The sequence below is a fragment of the Anaerolineales bacterium genome, from assembly GCA_019637805.1.
Lineage (GTDB): Bacteria > Chloroflexota > Anaerolineae > Anaerolineales > UBA11579 > JAMCZK01.
This window is the reverse complement of sequence record JAHBVB010000001.1, coordinates 770835-792492: the sequence shown is the minus strand read 5'-3', so window position 1 is coordinate 792492 and position 21658 is coordinate 770835. Positions and strand designations below refer to the sequence as shown.

At 59.7% G+C, this 21658-nt stretch carries 15 protein-coding genes; 8 read left to right on the top strand and 7 right to left on the bottom strand.

Translation table 11 applies throughout. The features are described from left to right. The first annotated feature begins 5 nt into the window (after window positions 1–5). The 5 genes from KF885_03870 to KF885_03850 all read left to right on the top strand — a co-directional run bounded on the left by KF885_03870 (window position 6) and on the right by KF885_03850 (window position 7367). On the top strand, window positions 6–1385 hold the full coding sequence (locus KF885_03870) for a hypothetical protein (GenBank protein MBX3048288.1): 1380 nt from the start codon (window positions 6–8) through the stop codon (window positions 1383–1385). Window positions 1386–1417: 32 nt separating this feature from the next. Beyond that, on the top strand, window positions 1418–3127 hold the full coding sequence (locus tag KF885_03865) for a hypothetical protein (GenBank protein ID MBX3048287.1): 1710 nt from the start codon (window positions 1418–1420) through the stop codon (window positions 3125–3127). Window positions 3128–3174: 47 nt separating this feature from the next. Next, window positions 3175–4308, top strand: a complete 1134-nt coding sequence (dnaN, locus tag KF885_03860) for a DNA polymerase III subunit beta (protein MBX3048286.1) — start codon at window positions 3175–3177, stop codon at window positions 4306–4308. Between the two features lie 69 nt (window positions 4309–4377). Beyond that, entirely contained in the window at window positions 4378–6705 is a 2328-nt protein-coding gene (locus KF885_03855; GenBank protein MBX3048285.1) for a PEP/pyruvate-binding domain-containing protein, read from the top strand. Then, on the top strand, window positions 6705–7367 hold the full coding sequence (locus tag KF885_03850) for a deoxynucleoside kinase (GenBank protein MBX3048284.1): 663 nt from the start codon (window positions 6705–6707) through the stop codon (window positions 7365–7367). The genes KF885_03855 and KF885_03850 overlap by 1 nt, the downstream gene beginning before the upstream one ends. A gap of 38 nt (window positions 7368–7405) precedes the next feature. Here the strand turns inward: KF885_03850 and KF885_03845 are convergent, their stop codons facing one another. Further along, window positions 7406–7681 (bottom strand): stage V sporulation protein S, encoded by a 276-nt coding sequence (locus KF885_03845; protein MBX3048283.1) that lies wholly within the window; start codon window positions 7679–7681, stop codon window positions 7406–7408. A 131-nt stretch (window positions 7682–7812) separates the two neighbouring features. Here KF885_03845 and KF885_03840 point away from each other — a divergent pair, with 131 nt between their 5' ends. From KF885_03840 to KF885_03830, 3 genes are all read left to right on the top strand, one after another. After that, the gene (locus tag KF885_03840; protein MBX3048282.1) at window positions 7813–10185 is read left to right on the top strand and encodes an endonuclease MutS2; all 2373 of its coding nucleotides are present in this window, start codon (window positions 7813–7815) and stop codon (window positions 10183–10185) included. 79 nt (window positions 10186–10264) lie between these two features. Next, window positions 10265–11875 carry a hypothetical protein gene (locus KF885_03835; protein MBX3048281.1) on the top strand — a complete coding sequence of 537 codons (1611 nt, stop codon included), beginning with the start codon at window positions 10265–10267 and terminating at the stop codon, window positions 11873–11875. A gap of 115 nt (window positions 11876–11990) precedes the next feature. Continuing rightward, on the top strand, window positions 11991–12161 hold the full coding sequence (locus tag KF885_03830) for a hypothetical protein (protein MBX3048280.1): 171 nt from the start codon (window positions 11991–11993) through the stop codon (window positions 12159–12161). Between the two features lie 73 nt (window positions 12162–12234). Here KF885_03830 and KF885_03825 read toward each other — a convergent pair whose 3' ends face one another. The 6 genes from KF885_03825 to KF885_03800 form a co-directional block, all read right to left on the bottom strand. Next, on the bottom strand, window positions 12235–13521 hold the full coding sequence (locus tag KF885_03825; GenBank protein MBX3048279.1) for a Glu/Leu/Phe/Val dehydrogenase: 1287 nt from the start codon (window positions 13519–13521) through the stop codon (window positions 12235–12237). 200 nt (window positions 13522–13721) lie between these two features. Beyond that, a complete protein-coding gene (locus KF885_03820; GenBank protein ID MBX3048278.1) occupies window positions 13722–14285 on the bottom strand; it encodes an MOSC domain-containing protein in 564 nt (187 codons plus the stop codon). Then, the gene (gene gatB, locus KF885_03815; GenBank protein MBX3048277.1) at window positions 14282–15763 is read right to left on the bottom strand and encodes an Asp-tRNA(Asn)/Glu-tRNA(Gln) amidotransferase subunit GatB; all 1482 of its coding nucleotides are present in this window, start codon (window positions 15761–15763) and stop codon (window positions 14282–14284) included. Before gatB ends, KF885_03820 begins: the two co-directional genes overlap by 4 nt. A gap of 39 nt (window positions 15764–15802) precedes the next feature. Continuing rightward, entirely contained in the window at window positions 15803–17638 is a 1836-nt protein-coding gene (locus KF885_03810; protein ID MBX3048276.1) for an ABC transporter ATP-binding protein, read from the bottom strand. 3 nt (window positions 17639–17641) lie between these two features. After that, window positions 17642–19417 (bottom strand): ABC transporter ATP-binding protein, encoded by a 1776-nt coding sequence (locus tag KF885_03805; GenBank protein ID MBX3048275.1) that lies wholly within the window; start codon window positions 19415–19417, stop codon window positions 17642–17644. Between the two features lie 158 nt (window positions 19418–19575). Then, window positions 19576–21618 (bottom strand): trypsin-like peptidase domain-containing protein, encoded by a 2043-nt coding sequence (locus KF885_03800; GenBank protein MBX3048274.1) that lies wholly within the window; start codon window positions 21616–21618, stop codon window positions 19576–19578. Window positions 21619–21658 lie beyond the last annotated feature (40 nt).

The following is a 21658-nucleotide window of genomic DNA, read 5'->3' as shown; positions in this document are numbered from 1 at the left end:
CCAGCATGGCCGACCAGAAAGTCTCAGCCTCCTTTCGCGACCCAAGCGGATTCGTCTTCACGCGCCAGAACCAGCTATATCGGCAAGTCAACAAAAGCTACCAAGCGGATTACGAGCTTCTACACGAAACGGGGCTTTACGCAGAACTCACCTCAGCGGGCCTGCTGGTGTCCCACGAGGAAGTTTCCATCGCACCAGCGGAGAAGTCGCTGGCCTACAAGGTCTTGCAGCCGGAGCGCATTCCGTTTATTTCTTACGCCTATGAGTGGTCTTTCAGTCAGCTTAAAGACGCCGCTTTGCTCACTCTGGATTTACAAAAACGGGCTCTGGCCCGCGGCCTGTGGCTTAAAGACGCCACCAGCGCCAACATTCAGTTCCATCATGGCCACCCCATCCTGATTGACAGCCTTTCCTTCGAAGCCTATCCCGAAGGCCAACCCTGGACCGCCTATCGCCAGTTCTGCCAGCATTTCCTGGCACCCCTGGCTCTGATGGCTTTGGTGGATGTGCGCCTGAGCCAAATGTTGCGCATCCAGCTGGATGGTATAGACCTGGAACTATGTTCGCGCTTGCTGCCGCGCGGCACGCGCTTCAATCTCGGCCTACTGTTCCACATTCACCTGCACGCCTCGGCTCAAAAACGCTACGCTGGGCGCTCCACCAGTGAAGCGGCGACCCGCGCCAGCGTGAGCAAGATGGCTTTGCTTGGGATGGTAGACCAACTGGAGCGCACGATTGCCAAGCTGCAATGGAAACCCATCGGCAGCGCCTGGGGCAATTACTACGCAGAGACCAACTACAGCAATGCTGCGGAAACCCACAAAGGCGAGTTGGTGGAGAAATATCTCAAGAAGATCAAACCAAAAAGCGTTTGGGACCTGGGCGCCAACAACGGCCTCTACAGTCGTATCGCTGCCCGCCTGGGCGCCTTCACCGTCTCACAAGACTATGATCCGGCCGCGGTGGAACAAAATTACCTACGTGCCAGAGCCGAGCATGAGACCAACCTGCATCCGTTGCTGATTGACCTTGCCAACCCCAGCCCCGCGCTCGGCTGGGCCAACCAGGAGCGCGAAGCACTCAGCCAGCGCGGCGCGCCTGATGCGTTGATGGCCCTGGCATTGGTGCATCATCTTGCCATCGGAAACAACCTCCCACTGGAACGCATTGCCGAATTCTTCGCCAGCTTGGCCCCCTGGCTGATTATTGAATTTGTGCCCAAGAGCGATTCCCAGGTCAAACGTCTTCTAGCCTCACGCAAAGATATTTTCGATGACTATACGCTGGAAGGGTTCACTAAAGCTTTTTCCAAAACCTTCAAAATCGAGACGCAGACCTCGGTTACCGAGTCAGAGCGCACTCTGTTTTTGCTAAAACGCAAGTAAACTGACCACATGGTTGCATGGTTCCGACAAACATGAATAAATCAGCTTTCTGGCTGCGCAACCTGATCATTCCGGCAGTTGTCCTATCCGCCTACTGCCTTATTTTTGCCCATTACATTTCCGCTCTACGTCAGCTGCCAGATGGGGTCAATCTGGCGTTTACGCAGGCTCTCTGGCCAGCAATGCTTGGACTGGCGGGCATTGCGCTAATGGCTTATCTGCTAACGCTCCGTATGTCGGCAGGCGCATCCCCGCCCAAGGATGTGTTGGGCAACAAACTTGATTGGCTACTCTTGCTACTACCGCTGACCCCCGTAGTGCAGTACCTCCTCAAGAATCAAGAGATTCTCACCTTAGCGGATGTGAGCTATCTGCTCGGTTTGTTTCTGGTTTGTTCTGCGATGGTGGTTTTGCTCATCCCGGCAATCTTGCAGCAGCGGGCTTCACTTTCTGTTTTGCGTATTTCTGGCCTGACTTTTGTCTTCATGCTCACCAATATGGCCGCTCTTAGTGCCAGTTTCCGGTGGTTCTCTGAGGGGGAGCTCAAAATACAGCTCTCAATCGTCTTGGCATTATTTACCCTTGCCTTTTTGCTGTATCGTTCAAAACACCGGGCGCTGCTTTATCTGCTGATTGCGACATACTTCATCTCCAACGGCCTCGCAAACTGGGAGGCGCCGGCCACAACTGGTACAGACAGCTTACCGTTGACGCAGCACCCTTTGCTGCAGGCTGTGGCAGATGAACCACCAGCCCAAACACCCAACATTTACCTTTTGATCTATGATTCCTACGTTGCCAACGAAACCATGCTGCAATATGGCATCGACAATGGCGAGCAGGAAGAGTATCTGGTCCAGCAAGGCTTTAGGCTGTACCCACACACCTACTCTATCGGTGGCCATTCCGTGGCCTCCATCAGTACCGTGCTCAATGCCTCCACGGATTTTTACGGCAACTCCCGATCTGGCGCTTCGGGCAACGGCATCGTCCATGAGGCGCTGCAAAACCTGGGTTACGACACCTACGGCATATTTCCTTCGGACTTCTTCTTTCAGGGCATCAACTCTGGATATGATGTGACCTTTCCCGAAAGCAAACCAGTAGCACAGGTGTTGCTGGACGGGATCCTTGTGGGGGAATTTCGTTTTGATATTGGTTTTGACAGCCACACCAATGCAGGTTTTCTGCAACGCAAACTCCAGTTATTTCAAGAGATCCCCTCTTCCCCACTCTTTCATTATTCGCATTCCTATTTACCCGGGCACAGTCAAAACTCCGGCGCCTGCCTGCCAAACGAAAAAGAGCTTTACGCAAAAAACGTGCGTCTTGCCAATCAGGAAATGCGTATGGATCTTGATACTCTACTCCAATTCGATCCTCACGCCATTATCATCGTGGCTGGTGACCACGGTCCATACCTGAGCAAAAATTGCTATTCAACCAGCGAAGGCGGCTACAATCTGCGAGAAATTACTCGCTACGACATTCAAGATCGCTTCGGTACCTTTCTTGCGATCCGTTGGCCAACCCAAACCTATAAGCAATACGACCAAATCGTCGTACTGCAGGACCTTTTTCCCGCCATATTCGCTTATCTCTATCAGGACACCAGCATCTTAAATGTGCGCATCCCGCCTGTCATCCTCTATGAGCCTTCGCTGGTTAGCGGCGCCTATGTAGAAGATGGGATTATCCGTGGCGGCGTAAACGACGGCGAGCCGTTGTTTATCAGCGATTAGCTCTATTCGGGCCGGGCAAAATCCAGTGTATACTTCGGAAACTGGCTATGAAGATCTCCGTATTGCAGGAAAATCTGGCACAGGGGCTTAATATTGTTTCACGCGCGGTTTCACCGCGCAGTACCCATGCCATTCTGGCCAATGTTCTGATTGCAGCCGAAGACGGCCGCCTCAAGCTCTCAGCCACAGACCGTGAGCTGGGCATCACCGCCTGGATCGGCGCCAAGATCGAAGAACCCGGCGCCACCACCGTGCCTGCCCGCACCCTGGCAGACCTGGTCGCTACTTTCCCCAATGATACGATCCACATGGAACTGGCCGTGCGTACCCAGACGCTGCAGCTCAGCGCCGGGCGTTCGCACGCCGAGATCAAAGGCATTGATGCGCAAGAGTTCCCGCCAATGCCCGAACCAGACAAATCCGCCGGCATCGAGCTCAACGCCGGTGACTTCAAGGAAATGATCGGCCAGGTGGTCTTCGCCGCTTCGCGCGACGATGCCCGGCCGGTACTCACCGGCGTGCTCGTCACCGTAGAGGGCGACACTATCACGATGGCTGCGGCAGACGGCTTCCGTCTCTCCGTGCGCAAGGCAAAGCTGGCCGCCCCGCTGGACCAACCGCTGCGCGCCATCGTGCCCGCCCGTGCCCTCAATGAGCTGGCTCGCATCGCTTCGGACGACAAAGAACAGATCCACATGGTGTTGCCCGCTGGGCGCGGCCAGATCGTTTTCAGCCTCAAAAACGCCGAGTTGCGCTGCCAGTTGGTTGAAGGCGCCTTCCCGGAATACAACCAGATCATCCCCAACGGCCACAAGACCCGCACAGTGGTCTCGGCCGGGGCCTTCCTCAAGGCTGCCAAGCAGTCCGAGATTTTCGCCCGCGAAAGCTCGCACATCGCTCGGCTGGATATCAAGCCCGGCGACAATGGCAGCCCCGGCACGGTCGAGATCTCAGCCCAGTCCGAGGAGACAGGGTCCAACGACAGCAAGATCGACGCCATCGTCGAAGGTCAGGAGATCCTCATCGCTTTCAACGTGCGCTACCTGCGGGAAGCCCTGGACGTGATGAAGAGCTCCGATGTGGCCCTGGAAACCACGGCTCCCGCGGCACCCGGCGTCATCCGCCCAGTGGGCGACCAGGACTTTTTGCACGTGATCATGCCCATGCATTTGGGCAAATAGACTACGTCGCACCCAAAATCAGTATCATCTCCTGCGCGCCGAATACGGCGCGCAGGGTTTAATCTAACCATGGCGCTACCGCTCAGCTCTTTCGACCCGACTTATCGCATCTACCTGGCTCTGGCCCAGTACCCGCTGCTGCGCCGGCGCATGCGCACCCGTATGCGCCAGGAAATGTTTGAGCGCGGCATCATTACGCCGGCCGCGCTGGAAGAGCTGGTCCAGCAGCAGGCTACCAATTCCCAGATCCGTGAAGGCATGCAAAACACGGTGGATGAAGAGGCTTCGGACGACTGGAAGCAACGCCTGGATATCGTGCGTGAACACCTGACCGACCTGCATTTCGCCAACAACCTGCCTTTCAAGGTCTTTGACGATATCGTACGCCAGGTGCTGGCGGAACGGGGCGCAGAGAGTGAAGACCTGCAGCGCACCTTCAACCCGGAGCTGGCCCCTCAGGAAGCCTTGTTTGAACAAGCCAAAATGATCGCGCGTCTGCCATTGGCGGAGCGCGCCAAATACGAAGCGCGCGAACGCGAGATCAAGGTAGTCCTGATCCGCTCCACCATCTCCGACCAATTGGCCTACGTCAACATCGCCAAAGAGTGGTTCACGCTCGACGACTTGCTCGCCATCCGGCATCACAAGATTGGCAAGGGCAAGGTAGGCGGCAAAGCCGCCGGTATGCTGCTGGCCCTGCGCATCTTGCAGCGCGTGGCCGAGAAGGACATCGCCCAAAACGTGACCATCCCCGAATCGTATTTCCTTGGGGCAGATGTGATGTATGCCTTCATGGCCAACAACAACATGATCCACTGGGCTGACCAGAAGTATAAAGACGAAGACCAGATCCGCAACGAGTACGCCACGATCCAGCAGGAGTACGCGGCGGGCAGCTTCCCCGAAGACATCCTGGCAGAACTGGCCAAAATGCTGGAAAAGGTTGGCAATTCCCCCGTCATCGTGCGCTCTTCCAGCCTTCTGGAGGACAACTTTGGTTCATCTTTTGCCGGCAAATACGCCAGCTTCTTTTGCCCCAACCAGGGCACGCCGGAAGAAAATCTGCACGCCCTGACGCAGGCGATCGCCGCGGTGTATGCCAGCGGCCTTAACCCGGACGCGCTGCTCTATCGCCGTGCCAACGGCCTGCAGGACTATGACGAGCGTTTGGCTGTGCTGATGCAGGTGGTACAGGGCGAAGCTTACAGCGATTATTACTTCCCACACCTCGCCGGAGTAGCTTTCAGCCGCAATCTATTCCGCTGGTCGCCCAAGATCCAGCCCAATTCCGGGTTTGTGCGCCTGGTCACCGGGTTGGGCACGCATGCCGTCGAACAAATCGGCAACGACTACCCGCGTCTGGTGGCGCTGAGCCACCCGGAATTGCGCGCCACGGCCAACGTCAGTTCCCTGGTCAACTACTCTCAGCATTTTATGGACGTGGTGGACCTGAAAGAGAATGTGTTCAAAACGCTGCCGGTGAGCGAGGTGCTGGATGCCGGCTACCCACACTTGCGCATGCTGGCCTCGGTCTACAAAGACGGTGATCTGCGCCCCATCCGCACCAAGCTGGAAGCGCAGGACAGCGAAATGGTGGTGACCTTGGACGGGGCTATTCGCTCCACTCCGCTGGCGGATCGTATGAGCCGCGCTCTGAAATATCTGGAGAAGCATTACAAATCGCCGGTGGACATGGAATTCACCGTTCAGTTGCTCCCCGAAAAAGACGGCAAGGCAGATGTCAAATTCTTCATCCTGCAGTGTCGCCCGCAAAGCCACTTGCAAGAGGAAACTGCTGAATTGCCGGAAACCCTGCCGGCAAAGCGCACCATCCTGGCCACCAGCAAAATGGCGCCACATGGGCGCATTAGCGGCATTCGCTACGTCGTCTTTGTGCCGCCGGAAGGCTATTACAGTCTGCCCAGCGCAGAAGCCCGCGCTAGTTTGTCACGCGCGATTGGCAAACTCAACAAGCTGTTAGAGTCGGAAGACTTTATTTGTGTCGGGCCGGGCCGCTGGGGCACCAGCAACCCAGACCTGGGCATCAGCGTGTCCTACGCGGATATCTACAATACCCATGCGCTGATCGAGCTCTCCGGGCAGGGGGTAGGCCCGGTGCCAGAACCTTCCTATGGGACGCATTTCTTCCAAGACCTGATCGAATCGCGTATCTTCCCGCTAGCTGTGCACTTCGAAGATGCGGATGCCGTGTTCAACCGCGCTTTCTTTTACGATACGCCCAACCGCCTGGAGACTTGGGCCCCCGAGTTGGCCGGCTTGCAGAACAGTTTGCGCCTCATTTCCGTTGATGACTTTGCGCAAGGACAAATCATTGAGCTTATAATGGATTCTGAAGCGGGCCGTTCGGCCGCTTTTCTCAAACCGGAGGACGAGTAGTGAAACAGTACGTAGCAGTAGCGGGCAATATTGGCGTGGGCAAATCCACTCTGGTAGACAAATTATGCGCCCGATTTGCTTGGGAACCCTATTACGAACCGGTAGCAGAAAACCCTTATCTTTCAGATTTTTACGCAGACATGAAAACTTGGGCGTTCCATTCCCAGATTTTCTTTTTGAGTCACCGCCTGCGCATGCATCTCTCTCTGCTGGCAGACCCCAAATCCGTAGTGCAGGACCGCTCGATGTACGAAGATGCGGAAGTGTTTGCCGCCAATCTCTATCGCCAGGGGCAGATCAGCAAACGCGACTACGCCACCTACCGCAAACTGTACGACGTACTTTGCGACATGCTGCACCCGCCCGATCTGGTGATTTACCTTCAGGCCTCTTTGCCCACGCTGCAAAAACGCATCACCATGCGCGGCCGTGATTTCGAAAGCAACATTGACCCGCAATACCTCATCCAGCTGAATGACCTCTATGAAGACTGGATCAGCAACTTCACGCTATGCCCCGTGCTGGTGGTGCCCACAGACGACATGGATTTTGTGGCTCACAACGGCCATTTGGAATTGATCGCACAGAAAGTGGAGGCGCGCCTGCAAGGGCAAGAGCAGGTCATCTTCTCGCCTGAAGAAGTGCGCAGCTACAGCGATTAGATATCCCAAAAACAAAACGCCGCTGTTCAGCGGCGTTTTTAGCCTTGGGGTTGGTTTCGCTCTTCGACGACTAGTTTGATCGCAGTGCGCACTTTGCCGTCTATGTCGACGTCGGAGAATTCGGGGCAGCAGACCACGTCGTAACCATCTTCACGCAAATACCCTCGCGCCAGCACCAGGGCCTTGACTGCCTGGTTGACTGCGCCAGCGCCGATGGCCTGCACCTCAGCTCGTTTGTGTTCACGGAACACGCCAGCAATGGCGCCGGCAACTGCAGACGTACGGGAGGCCCCCGATACTTTGATTACATCCATGCCTGGCCCTCCGCTTTTTCTAGGGCGGATCGCGCAATACAGAAATTCTACAGAATTTCATCAGAGGAATCAACTGGCAAAGATACGGATGCCACCAGGAGAAGAATTTCGCTGATAGACTCGGTTTAACGATGGACGAAAAAGCCCTGCAAACTCTGGAATTTCCCAAGGTATTGGCACGCTTGGCGCGCCATGCCAGCTTCAGCCTGTCTGTCGAGCGCGCCGCCGAGCTGCGCCCGGCCAGCTCACTGGCTGAAGCGCAGCATTGGCTGGCGCTCACTACTGAAGCGCGCCAGCTGGTCAAAGCGCGGCCGCAGACCAGTGTGGGCGGGGCGCGAGATTTGCGCGCTTATCTGCAAGCGGCGCGGCGCGGCCAAGCCCTGGCCGCCAATGAACTATTGGACATCAAAGGCACCCTGGTGGCCGGGCGCACCCTGGCCCGCCAGCTGATGGATGAGGTGGGCGAGCGGCCGTTACTGGCGGCGATTGCGGAGCAAATGCCCAGCCCATCCGGCGTGGTGGACGCTGTGACCAAAGCCATCTCACCGCGGGCTGAGATCCTGGACACAGCCTCCGCCAAGCTAAGCTCCATTCGCAGTGAGCTGGGGGTGGTGCACGAACGGCTCTTGGCGCGCATGCAAAAGCTGCTGACCAGTGAACCGTTTGCCAAGGCTTTGCAAGAGCCGATCATTACCCAGCGTGACGGCCGCTATGTATTGCCGATCAAGGCCGATTCGCGGGTGCGCGCCAAGGGTGTAGTGCACGACCAGTCCTCCTCTGGGGCGACTTTGTTTATCGAGCCGTTGCAGGTCGTGGAGCTGAACAACCGTTGGCGCGAACTACAGCTAGCTGAACGCGACGAGGAGAAGCGCATCCTGCTGGAGTTGAGCGCCCTGGTCGCTGAGCAAGCCGACGCCATCGCGGCCGTGATGCAAAGCTTGGCCGAGCTGGATTTGCAATTGGCCAAAGCGCGCTACGCCACCGAGCTGGACGCGCAGCCGGTGGAGCTGCTGTCCATGCAGCCCGCCAAGGGGCAAAACCACCCCGGTGTGGTCGTGCGCCTCTTCAATGCCCGCCACCCGCTGCTGGACCCAGCCAGCGTGGTTCCGCTGGACATTGAGCTCTTCCCCGAAAACTACTGCCTGGTAATCACCGGCCCCAACACGGGCGGCAAGACTGTCACGCTCAAAACCGTGGGTCTGCTGGCGTTGATGAGCCAAAGCGGCTTGCATGTCCCCGCCGCCGCAGACAGCCAGCTATCTTACTTTGACGCGGTATACGCCGATATCGGCGATGAACAATCCATTGAACAATCGCTTTCCACGTTTTCCGGCCATATCACCAACATTATTCGCATCCTCAAGTCGGCAGACCGGCGTTCTCTGGTGATTTTTGACGAACTCGGCGCCGGTACTGACCCACAGGAAGGCGCCGCGCTGGCCCTGGCTCTGCTGGACCACTTGGTCAAGGCAGGCATCACCACTTTTGTGGCCACGCACTACCCCGAATTGAAGGATTACGCCCATGCCACCCAAGGCGTGGTCAACGCCAGTGTGGAATTTGACCTAAAAACCCTGGCGCCCACCTACCACCTGGTGGTGGGGTTGCCAGGCCGCTCGAATGCCCTGGCGATTGCCACCCGCCTGGGCTTGCCCAAAGAGATCGTGGAAACGGCGCGCGGCAGCATTGACCCCACGGAGCTGCGCTCCGAAGGCCTGCTGGACGAGATCCACCGCGAGCGCGAACGCAGCCGCCAAGCCCGGGCGCGAGCCGAAGAGGCGCAGCGTTCCGCCCAGGCGCTGCAGGCCGACCTGGCTGCCCGCCTGGAAGGCATCGAAGACGAGCGCCTAAGCATCCTGGAGCAGGTGCGCAAGCAAGCCCAGGCTGAGCTGGACTCTCTGCGCGACGAACTAGGGCCACTGCGCGCCCAGCTGGCCCGCGCCCGCCAACCCCTGCAAGATGTGCAGGTGGTGCAGCGCGAGCTGGAAACTCTGGAAGAACCGCTGCAAGCGCCCGTCCGGCGGCAAGCCGTGCCGGAATCAGCGCCAGACCGGCCCCTGCGCCTGGGCGACATGGTGCAGGTGCGTAGCCTGGGCCACCGCGGCGTGGTGATCGCCTTGGGAGAAGGCGAAGCCGAAATTCAAATTGGCGCCTTGCGCGCCCGCGCCAAGCTGGGCGACCTGGAACTGCTGCCAGAACAAGCTGCTCAGGCCAATTCGGAGCGCAGCTGGGGCGGTGTGCAAGTGCTGCCCGAATCCCCAGGCGGCGAGCTTGCCCTGCGCGGCCAACGTTACGAAGACGCTTTTGCCCAGTTGGATCGCTATTTGGACCAGGCTTATGCAGCTGGGCTGGCTTCGGTGCGCATCGTGCACGGCAAGGGCACCGGGGTGCTGCGAGACATGGTGCGCAAGGAGCTGAACAAGCGCAGCTATGTGGAGCGCTATGATTTTGCGCTGCCGCATGAAGGCGGCGAAGGCGTGACCGTGGCACATTTTCGGCAATAGCCGGTTTGACAAATACTACACACCTGAGATCAGGCCAGCCCACGCCGCATAAATCGGCTGGCTTATAATCAATGGAGCCATGGAACCGATCGCCAGCCGGCTGGATCCCCAAAGCCCTGAATTTCTTGCCAACGCGCAGCACCACCGCCAACTGGCCGCCGACCTGCGCGCCCAGCTGGCAGCCGTTCGCCAAGGCGGCGGTACTGGGGCCCGCCAGCGCCACGAAGCGCGCGGCAAGCTCTTCGTGCGAGAGCGCATTGACCGCCTGCTGGACCCCGGCGCGCCCTTTTTGGAACTCTCCGCCCTGGCTGCCCACGGCCTCTATGAGGACGGCGCACCGGGCGCAGGCGTCGTCACCGGCATCGGCCGGGTGGCGGGCCGCGAAGTGTTGATCGTGGCCAACGACGCCACGGTCAAGGGCGGCTCGTACTATCCGCTGACCGTCAAAAAACACTTGCGCGCCCAGCAGATCGCCTGGCAGAACCAGCTGCCTTGCTTGTATCTGGTCGATTCCGGGGGCGCCTTCCTGCCGCTGCAAGACCAGGTGTTCCCGGATGAGCAGCATTTTGGACGCATCTTCTACAACCAGGCCCAGATGAGCGCGACGGGCATTCCGCAGATCGCGGCGGTGATGGGCTCATGTACCGCCGGCGGCGCCTACGTGCCGGCGATGAGCGATGAAGCTATCATCGTCAAAGGCACCGGCACCATCTTCCTGGGTGGGCCGCCGCTGGTGAAAGCGGCGACTGGCGAAGATGTCAGCGCCGAGGACCTGGGCGGGGCGGATGTGCATACACGCCTTTCCGGCGTGGCCGACCACTTTGCGGAGGATGACGACCAGGCCATTGATATTTTGCGCCAAATCGTGGCCGGGCTGCCGCAGCGCCCGGCTCCCTGGACGGATGTGCAGCCGGTAGAAGAACCGTTGTACCCCGCTGAGGAACTGTACGGCGTGCTGCCCACCACTTTCCGCGAGGCCTATGATGTGCGTGAGGTGATCGCCCGGTTGGTAGACGGCAGCCGCCTGCGCGAATTCAAGGCGCGCTACGGCGAGACGCTGGTGTGCGGTTTTGCCCATATCCACGGCTACCCGGTGGGCATTCTGGGCAACAACGGCGTACTATTCAGCGAAAGCGCCCTGAAGGGCGCCCACTTTATTGAGCTGTGTGAGCAACGCGGCATCCCGATCCTATTCCTGCAGAACATCACCGGCTTCATGGTGGGCCGGGAGTACGAGGCCGGCGGGATTGCCAAGGATGGGGCCAAGCTGGTGCACGCCGTGGCTACGGCCACGGTGCCCAAGCTGACCGTAATCATCGGCGGCTCCTTCGGCGCCGGCAATTACGGCATGGCTGGCCGTGCCTACGACCCGCGCTTCCTGTGGATGTGGCCCAACGCGCGCATCAGCGTGATGGGCGGCGAGCAAGCCGCCAATGTGATGCTGACCATCAAGCAAGACCAACTGGCCCGCGAAGGCAAAAAAGCGCTAAGCACCAAGGCGGCAGCAGAACTGAAGCAGCCCATTCTGGACAAGTATGAGCACGAAGGCCACCCGTATTACTCCAGCGCCCGTCTATGGGACGACGGCGTGCTGGATCCGGCCGAGACGCGCACCGTGCTGGGCCTGGCGCTCTCGGTGGTGCTGCGCGCCGAGCGGCCGCAGGGCGGTTTCGGCGTGTTTCGGATGTAAGTTATGCGCAAGTTCCTTCGTTAACCCAGTATCTTGGGACATCTTTTGCGGCGTACCCCAAAATACCCTTTGGGGTTGTAGTAACTGTAGTCCCTAAAAAACAAGGAGATTGAATATGAAACTTTCAGCCCCAAAGCAAGTAACCTGGTGGATTGCCATCATCCTGGGCGGATTGGCCATTTTGAATCAATACGGCATCCTGTCGGTCGGCCTGGGCAATAATTTTGTGCTGCTGCTGCTTGGATACCTCTTGTTGGTGATTGGTACGGCGGTCAAAGGCCTCTAACCATCCACTTTGCAACAGCAACAAGAACGGCGGGCCGATGGCCCGCCGTTTTGGTTTACTACTTACCTTAACCTTACAGCCAGCCGCGCAGCTCCATGGCTTGCACCACGGAGTTGATGGCGACCATGTAGGCCGCATCGCGCATGTAGACCTGCTCGCGGGTGGAGACCTGCAGCACGTTGTGGAAGGCGCCGGTCATTTTGGTGTCCAAGCGCTGCAGCACCTCGTCCAAGTTCCAATAATAGTTCATGTCGTTCTGCACACCCTCGAAGTAAGAGACGGTCACGCCGCCGGCATTGCAGAGGAAGTCCGGGATGACGAAGATGTTGTTCTTCTTGAAATGCTCGTCGGCATCGATGGTGGTGGGGCCATTGGCGCCTTCGGCGATCACTTTGACCTTGCCGCTGATCTTCTTGACGGTTTCGCCGGTCAGCTGGCTTTCCAGGGCGGCCGGGATGAGCACATCCACGTCCTGCTCCAGCCAGGCATCTCCGTGCTCGATGGTATAGCCAGCGGCGGTGGCTTTGGACTTGTCAATCGTGCCGTATTGATCCGTGATGCCCTGCAAGAAAGGAATGTCCAGGCCCTTGGGGCTGACCACGCTGCAAGCGGCCTTGTCGTTGCGGTCCCAGTAGGAGACGCACACCACTTTGCCGCCCAGCTGCTCGGTGAAGCCGCGCGCCGCGTATTGGGCCACGTTGCCAAAGCCCTGCACTGCGGCGCTGGTCTGGCTGCTGTCCAGCTTGAGATGCTTCATCGCCTCGCGCACGTTGTAGACCACGCCGTACCCGGTGGCCTCGCGGCGGCCCAGGGAACCGCCGCCGCCCACCGGCTTGCCGGTGATAACGCCGGGGGTGTATTCGCCCGCCAGCTTGGAATATTCATCCATCATCCAGCCCATCATCTGGGCATTGGTGCCCACGTCCGGGGCGGGCACATCCGTACGCGGGCCCAGATTCTTATGAATAGCGCCCACCCAACCCCGGCAGAGTTGTTCCTTCTCGCGCACGGTCAAGGTGGCCGAATCCACCGCCACGCCGCCTTTAGCGCCGCCCAGGGGGATATCGGCCACGGCGCACTTCCAGGTCATCCACATGGCCAAGGCACGCACCGTGTCCATCGTTTCAGAGGTGTGAAAGCGGATACCGCCTTTCGTAGGGCCGCGCGAATCATTATGCTGCACGCGATAACCGAAGAAAACTTGCCAGCTGCCGTCATCCATGCGCACGGGGATCTGGAACTTAAACTCCCGCCGCGGCCAGCGCAATATTTCGCGCACATGGGATTCCAGGTTCAGTTGGGCGGCGACGCCGTCAAACTGCGCCTGGGCAATCTGGAAAGCATTGGTGGTTTCCGACATTACACACTCCTTTGTGTGCTGGTGATAATGGCCGGCGTCTGTGCAGGCCTTTAAACAACTATGCGGACACCTCGGAAAGGAGCCCGCACACTACTTCCAAAAACGTTGGTACTGTTTAACACTCACCATTACAAACGGGAAGAACTGTACCTTAACCCAGACTCGCGTTTCGGTCAAGCCGAGCCCAATTGGCCGCAGGACTACGCTTGAGAGACGGGGACACTACGCGGGGCTTCGACCAAGAAGCTCTCGCCCAGACGTAGCACACCGGGTACACGCACCCAGGCGACCAGGCCGCGCAGGTCCACGGCGGCCTTGGGGAAGCGATTGGTGAGCTTTTCACGGTCAGGGAAGAGCGTTTGCAGATAGCCGCCGGCAGTGGTGCAAGGCGCATTGTAGCCATCCACCACCAGGCCTACACCGCCTTCAAAATGCAGCTGGCTGCCCGGCGCCAAGTGAGTGAGGTTGGGCAGACCAGACAAGGTCAGGTTGGCGCCCAGCCAAGCGGGGTCGATGTGCGACAGGTCCAAGCGGGCAGCAATCTCATCCAGCTCCTCACGCGAGACCAGTGAGACCTGGCGCATGTTGCGCACTTCGGTGCCGCGGGCATAGGGTTGGTGGTGGCGGCCCAGTTTGCGGGTCAGTCCGTAATGCTTGTCCCCGAAGAAGCCCTCCCAATCCACCTGCACCTCATCTACATGCTCCCCAGGCAAATCCTTGACGGTCAAGCAGAGCGCTTCGACCCTGGCAATGGTTTGGTTCATGGCAGTTCCTCCCCGGAGGTCTCAGTGGCGGCGATCTGGCGCTGCAGCTCGGCGCGCAATTTGGCCGGGTCGGCCTTGCCGCCCGACAGCTTGAGAGCCTGGCCGAACAGCCAGTTGAGCAGCGGCGCATTACCGCCCAGGTACTCGGTCACTTGCTGCGAATTTTGCTGCAGCACGGCAGCCACCCAGGTTTGCAATTGTTGCGGGTCAGAGATCTGCTGCAGGCCCAAGCGCTCCACAATCTCGGCGGGTGGTCCGCCGTGGGCGAAAAGCTCGCCCAGCACCTGGCGGGTGCCAACAGCGTTAATGCTGCCACTAGCCAGCAGGTCCAGCAATGCGGCTAGTTCGGCCGGGCCGAACTGCAAGGCGTGCAACTCCACCCCGGCTTCGTTGAGCAGGCTGAAGAGCGGGCCGCTAACCCAATGAGCCGCCAACTTGGCGTCGGCCTGCTTGGCAGCCTCGAGCACGGCTTCATAAAAGTCGGCTACCTCGCGCTCGGCGGTGAGCACACCGGCGTCGTAGGAGGTCAGGCCATAGCGCTCGACAAAGCGATTGCGGCGCGCGTGGGGCAGCTCTGGCAGGGCGGCGCGGACCTCTTCGATCCAGGCCGGGTCCAGCACCAGCGGCGGCAGGTCAGGCTCAGGGAAATAGCGATAATCTTCGGCAAACTCCTTGGAGCGCTGCGCCACGGTTACGCCGCGGTCGTCATCCCAGCCCAGGGTCTGCTGCACCACCTGGCCGCCCTGGTCCAGCAGGGCGGCCTGGCGCTGCAGTTCATAGGTGGTGGCGCGCTCCAGTGAACGAAAGCTGTTGAGGTTCTTGATCTCCACGCGTGTGCCGAAGTCTGTGCTGCCCGCCGGGCGGACGGAGATGTTCGGTTCGATACGAAGTAAACCTTTTTCAAGGTTGCCGGAGTTGACGCCCACATAGCGCAGCACGCTGCGCAGCGCGTAGGCGCAGCTGCGCACGGCCTCCACGGAGTGCAATTCCGGTTCGGTGACAATTTCCAGCAAGGGCACGCCGGAACGGTTCAGATCCACCAAGGAATACCGTTGGCCATCGGCGTGCTTGTGGGTCAGCTTGCCCGTGTCCTCTTCGATATGTACGCGGCGAATGGTGACGTGCTGAATGCCTTCGGGGGTGTCAAATTCCAGCCAGCCCTGGGTGGCCAGCGGCTGCTCGTATTGCGAGATCTGGAAACCCTTGGGCAGGTCCGGATAGAAATAGCTTTTGCGGGCAAAGATGCTGGTGGGGTGCACTTGGCAGTTAAGCGCCAAGGCCACGCGCAGCGCATAGTCCACGGCAGCCTGGTTGATAACCGGCAGCATGCCGGGCATGCCAGAGCATACCGGGCAGACAGCCACGTTGGGCTCGGCATGGGTGGAATCGACCAGGGGGCAGTCGCAAAACATCTTGGAACGGGTTTCCAAGACGGCGTGCACCTCCAGGCCGACGACGGGCTGGTATGGTTGGCTCACAATATTTCCTGGGCTGGCAAGCCAGCTGGCTGATTATAACTAAGCCGCCGGGGCAGCCGCGTCGCCGTTGGAGAGCTTGCGACTCTCTTCGATATACGCCAGGCTTTGATGGCGGAAATAGGTGTTGTACAGGCCGGCATAGTGGCCGCCCGCGGCCAGCAAGCCGTCGTGGTCGCCTTCTTCGATGATGCGGCCCTGCTGCAGCACGATGATGCGGTCAGCGGCCTTGACCGTGGAGAGGCGGTGGGCAATGAGAATGCTGGTGCTCTCTTTGAGGATCAAGTTGAGCGCCTGCTGGATCTGCCATTCGGTGAAGGGGTCAATGCTGGCGGTGGCCTCGTCCAGGATGAAGATGGACGGGCGCTGCACCAGCACGCGCAGCAGCGAAACCAGCTGGCGCTGGCCCATGGACAGGCGCCCGCCGCGTTCGCCGACCTGGGTCTCCAGGCCGTCCGGCAGCGTCTCCAGCCATTCGCCGTCACCGATCTTGCCGGCCAGTTCCAGAATTTCGGCCTCGCGGATGTCCGGGCGAGCGTAGCGGATGTTCTCGGCCACGCTGCCAGCGAACAGGAAGGGGATCTGCGAGACAATACCGAGCTGGCGGCGGTACTGCGCCAGGTCCAGCGTGCGGATGTCGCGGCCGTCCACTTCCAGGCGGCCTTCCTGAAATTCGTAGAAGCGCGCCACCAGCTTGGCGATCGATGACTTGCCCGCGCCGGTGTGCCCTACCAGGGCCACATTTTCGCCCGGCTTGATGTGCAAACTGAAGCCATTGAGCACGGTTTCGCGTTCGGTGTAGCGGAAAATGATGTTCTCAAAGAGAATATCGCCGCGCAGGCGACCCACCGCTTCGTTGCCGGTTTGCACCACCTTGGGATCGGCGTCAATCAACGCGAAAGAGCGCTCAGCCGCTGAGAGGCCGGACTGCAGCTGCGTCCAAAACGAGGAGAGGTTTAGCACGGGGAAAAAGAAGCGGTCCAGGCTCTGCAGGAAGAGGAACCAGGCGCCAGCAGTGATAATGCCGTTGACCACGTTGAGGCCGCCGACATACAGCAACAGGCCGGTGCCGATGGCCGATAGGCCGTTGAGCACCGGGAACACCGCAGAGAGTACGAAACCGCGGCGAATGTTGACGTCAAACGAACTGGTGTTGGCGTCGTTGAATTCGTCAAAGATCATTCCTTCCTGGCGGAAGTTCTTGGCGACCGAAATGCCGCTGATCGTCTCCTTGATGGCGGCGTTGACGTTGCCCATGGCGCGCATGCCGCGCTGAGTGGTCCGACGGGCCGCGGCGCGGAAGGCCACTGCTGCCAAGTAAAAGAAGGGCAGCTGGGCGAACAACAGGAGTGAGAGAAAGCCCTGCACAAAGATCAGGCTGATCGCCAGCAGTAGCGCCAAACCGAACTGCGAGATCAGATCGGTGATCAGCACGATCATGTCGCCAAAGTCACGCGTGTCGGAGGTGATACGCGAGACCACCTTGGCCGAGGGATTGTCGTCATAGAAAGACAGATCGTGGGCCGCGGCGGCGCGAAAGCCGTCTTTGCGGATCTCCATGACCACGTCGCCGATCACCCGGGCCGTCAAACGGCGGCGCCACCAGTTGGTCAGCCAGATCAGCACGCCAGAGACGGTCACAATGGCGGTGACAGCGATGACTTGGGCGTTGCCGATCTGATCGCCGACCAGATCCAGGGCGCGGGAGAGCAGCAAGGGCACCGCCGCGCCGGAGACGGCGGTGAACAGCGCAGTCAAGCCAATCGTCAGGATGGCGCCCATATGCGGGCGAAAATAATGCGCCATGCGATCGACCAACTGGCGGTCGGTGTACTGGCGGTCGTATGCTTCTACATCAAGTCCAGAAAAGAAACCCATGGCCTACTCGCTAAAGATGCGCCGGTACGCCGGCGATGTTTTCATTAAGTCGTCGTGGCTGCCTGCGGCGGCCACCTTGCCGCCGCGCAGCACGACGATCTGGTCTGCCCAGCGGATCTGCGACAGGCGGTGAGTAATGATCAGCGTGGTGCGGTCTTTGGCCGCGGCGTAAATGGCGCGCTGGATCATGTCCTCCGTGGCGCTGTCGATGGCGCTGGTCGAATCGTCCAGGATAAGCACGGCCGGGTCGGTGAGGAAAGCACGCGCCAGGGCCACGCGCTGGCGCTGGCCGCCCGAGAGGGTCACGCCGCGGTCGCCGACAATCGTGTCGTAGCCGTTCTTGAATTCCATGATGAAGTCATGCGCCTGGGCCAGCTTGGCAGCCTGCTCAATATCGGCGCGGCTGGCATTAGGCACGCCAAAGGCGATGTTGTCTGCCAGGCTGCGCGAGAACAAAAAGATGTCCTGCTCGATGATCGAAATTTGCAGACGCAGCGATTCCAGGTTCCATTCGCGCACGTCCACGCCGTCCACCAGTACCGCCCCGCTGGTCACGTCGTAGGTGCGGTTGACCAGCTTGGCCAGCGTGGTTTTGCCCACGCCGGTCTGGCCCACGATCGCCACGGTTTGCCCGGCAGGCACCTTGAAAGAGATGCCCTCCACGGCGGGGTCGTCATCTTCGTAAGCGAAGGTCACGTTGCGGAATTCGATCTCGCCGGTCATTTTGGCCTGGCGGCCACTGACGTTCTGGTCCAGGTCGGTCTCGTTATTCATCAGGTCCAGAATGCGCGCCGCGCTGGCCACGCCCAAAGAGACCTGCGAATAGGCAAACAGCGAAGTGAACACCGGGAAGCCAAACAACTGCAGCAGGCCGAAATAGGCGATGACGTCGCCCATCAGCAGTTGGCCCTGCTGGTAAAGCGCCAGCGAATGCCACAGGCCGGCCGCCTGGGCCAGGCCCATAAGGAGCATGGGCAGGAAGCGGGCTTCCAGGTAGCCCTGCTGCACAAAAGCATCCCGGAAGCGTTGCACGTTACGGGCGAAGAGGGAGACTTCGCCCTCTTCTTGGGACATGCCCTTGACGGTTTCGATGCCGTCCAGCGCCTCGGACAAGCGCGAGTTCAGCGCGCCGAAGCTCTCGCGCACTTCACGGGTCAGGGGTGCCATCTGCACCAGGTAACGCCAAATCGCCAGGGCGTAGGCGATGGTGAACAGGAGTGGGGTGAGTACCAACTGCGGGTGGATTGGGTAGGCAGCGGCAATCGGGCCGAACAGGAAGAAGCTGGCGCCGATCACCAGGTTCAGCCCGGGGTTGAACATCAGGTTAATCTCACGTACATCGTTGGTGGCGCGGGCCATGGTGTCGCCCACAGACTGCAAGCTGTGGAAGGTCATGCTCTTTCCCAGCAGGTTGACGTAGAGCTCTTCGCGCACATCGCGCTCGAAGAGCTGGCCCAGCCACTCGGCCCCGAAGTTGCGGGCAAACTGCAAGCCGCTGCGGATGATCTGGCTGACCAGCAGGGTCACCACCAGCTGGCCCAGGATGTCCAGGCGGGCGGGTGTTTGCGTGATGGCTTCGTAGGCGTCACCGATGATGACGGGCACATAGGTGGCCAGGGCCCCATTGGACAGGGCGCCGAGCAGCAGCATGACGGTCAGCGGCCAGTAATGCCACAAGCGCGAGAACAGCCAGGGCAGCGGCCCGCTGCGGTTGGTGGGGTACCGTTCGGGCAGTGTGAATTCTGCCGCGTGATGCGCAGGAAGACTATTGGTTGCCATAGTTTTTTGGATGGAGTCGAGCAGCTTGGGGATTGGCCGTGCTGCACAGGCGCCGAAAATCTAGGATACCACACCGCTGTTTTTGCCGCGTGCAGCACAAACGAAAAAACGGGCCGTGTGCGATATCGCACACGGCCCGTTTTGGCTGCATTGCAATGCTAGGGCGCCAAGACCTCAAAGTTGTCGAAGGAGACCACCAGGCCGCCGTGATCCAGCGTGCCAGCAAACAGGCCCACCCGGCCGGAGGTCAAGTCAGTATCCGTGGTGGTGGCCAGCAGTTCGCCGTTGATGCCCAGAGAAAGCTGGGCGCCCTCGCAAGAGGCGTTGAGTGCAAACGGTTCGCTGTCGGTGGGGATCAGCGAAGAGGTGGTCCACTTAACCAACTCGTTGAATTCGCCATCAACCATTTTCCAGATGCTGTAATAGCCATCCTCGGAGACTTCCAAAGCGTAGTAATTGTCCGCGTCAATGTAGCGGCAGAGCAGGCCAACATCGCCCTGGTGGGAAGGCTGCTCAATGTTGACATCCACATTGAGGACCACATCTTCAATCGAGCCGGACTGCACACTCAGCGAGTACGATTCGGTCGGCATGACCTCCATGTAGTAACGGCCATTCAGGTAGTAGCGGGCGAACTCCTGGTCGTTGCTTTCATTCCAACCAGTGGAGGTGCTGGAGAAGTCGTCGAAATAGATCTGTTCCCAATCACCCGCTTGGCTGGCGCTCAGCGAGGTGGCGGAGAAGTTGTCTACCGCCACCACAAAGCGCTCGCCTACCGCCGCGTAGGCCGCGATGCCGATATTGCCGGTGGAGAAGCTGTCATCCGAGGCTTCGGCGACCTGTTCACCATCCACCAGCAAGGTCAGGCGTTCGCCGTCGCAAACCGCGGTGATGCGAGCGCTGCGCCCCTCTAAAGGATCCACGGCCGGAGCAGGATCAGAAAGGCTAATGTATTCGCCTCCCAGCCACTTGGAAATGCCCACCCAACCATCGGCAAAGATGCGGAACTCATAGCCATTGTCGGCGTCCACATAGCGGCAGCTCAGGCTGAATTCGTTCTCGTCGCCTTCGTTCTCGACAATGCGCAGATCGGCGCTGATCTCCACGTTGGCATGGGTCTGGTGCAAGAGGCTGACGTAGTACGGGCTGCCTTCAACATCTTCCAGGTAAAACTCGCCGCCAAAGTAGTAGGCGGAGCCGGATTCATAAGAATACACATCCCAGCCGCTGTTGGCGTCTGAGAAGTCATCGACAAAGCTGCTGCCCCCGGAGCTGCTGACCGGTTGAGCGGACCCGCCGGAAATATTGAACTCGCCGCGTTGGGCCGCCTGGATCAGCGGCAGGGCCAGGGTCACCGGGCGCAGGGCGTTGATAAAGCCGCCGGTGGGCACGCAGTTGTCCATATCGTCCACCACGCCGTCGCGATTGGTGTCCACCAGTACGCGGCAGTCGACGAACTGGTCATCGCCACCGTAGCCCAGCTGGGTGGGCACACCCACCAGGTAGCCTTCGGTATCCACGGCCAGGCCGCCACTGTTGCCGCCGGCGATGGTCGCATTGGTTTTGATGAAGGCCCGCGCCCCATAGGGCTGCTCGCTGGTGAAGCCGCTGACCGCACCGCGCGTCAAGGTCACCGTCTCCCCGCCAATGCCGGGATAGCCTAGAATGGTGAGCTCGTCGCCCAGGTTGAGCGAATCCGCATCGCCCAGCGAGACATAAGGCAGGTCCAGCGCGCTGTATTCCACGGCAACGCCGTCATAGTCGTGGGTCACCCGGATCACCGCCAGGTCCAGCGCTTCGTCAGCCTGCAGCACTTCAGCGAAGAAGGCTGGCTGCGGCTCCTGGTCCTGGTTGACGGTGAGAGCCACAATCAGCTCGTCCACAGCAAAGTAGCGATCGGGCAGGACCACATGCGCATTGGTCAGGATCAGACCGTCAGGGGTGATGATGGTGCCAGAGCCGGTCCAGCCGATCTGGAATTCCCCGGCCTGGTCGTAATACCCGGCCCAAATTTGGACCACGCCTTCAAAGGGCACGGCCAGGTTGGCAATGCCGCGGCTGCGCGGCAGATCGGCGGCCTCTGTGGCCGTCACGGTGTTGGGCTGCTCATTGCTGGGGGCAGGGCTGCCGCCCGAGCAGGCGATTTGCACCAGACCCAGAACCAGGGCGAGGCTGAAAAGGCGAAAACGGACAGGGAACATATCTTCCTCTTTTTTCTTAAAGTCGATCTGGTTGAGTTAA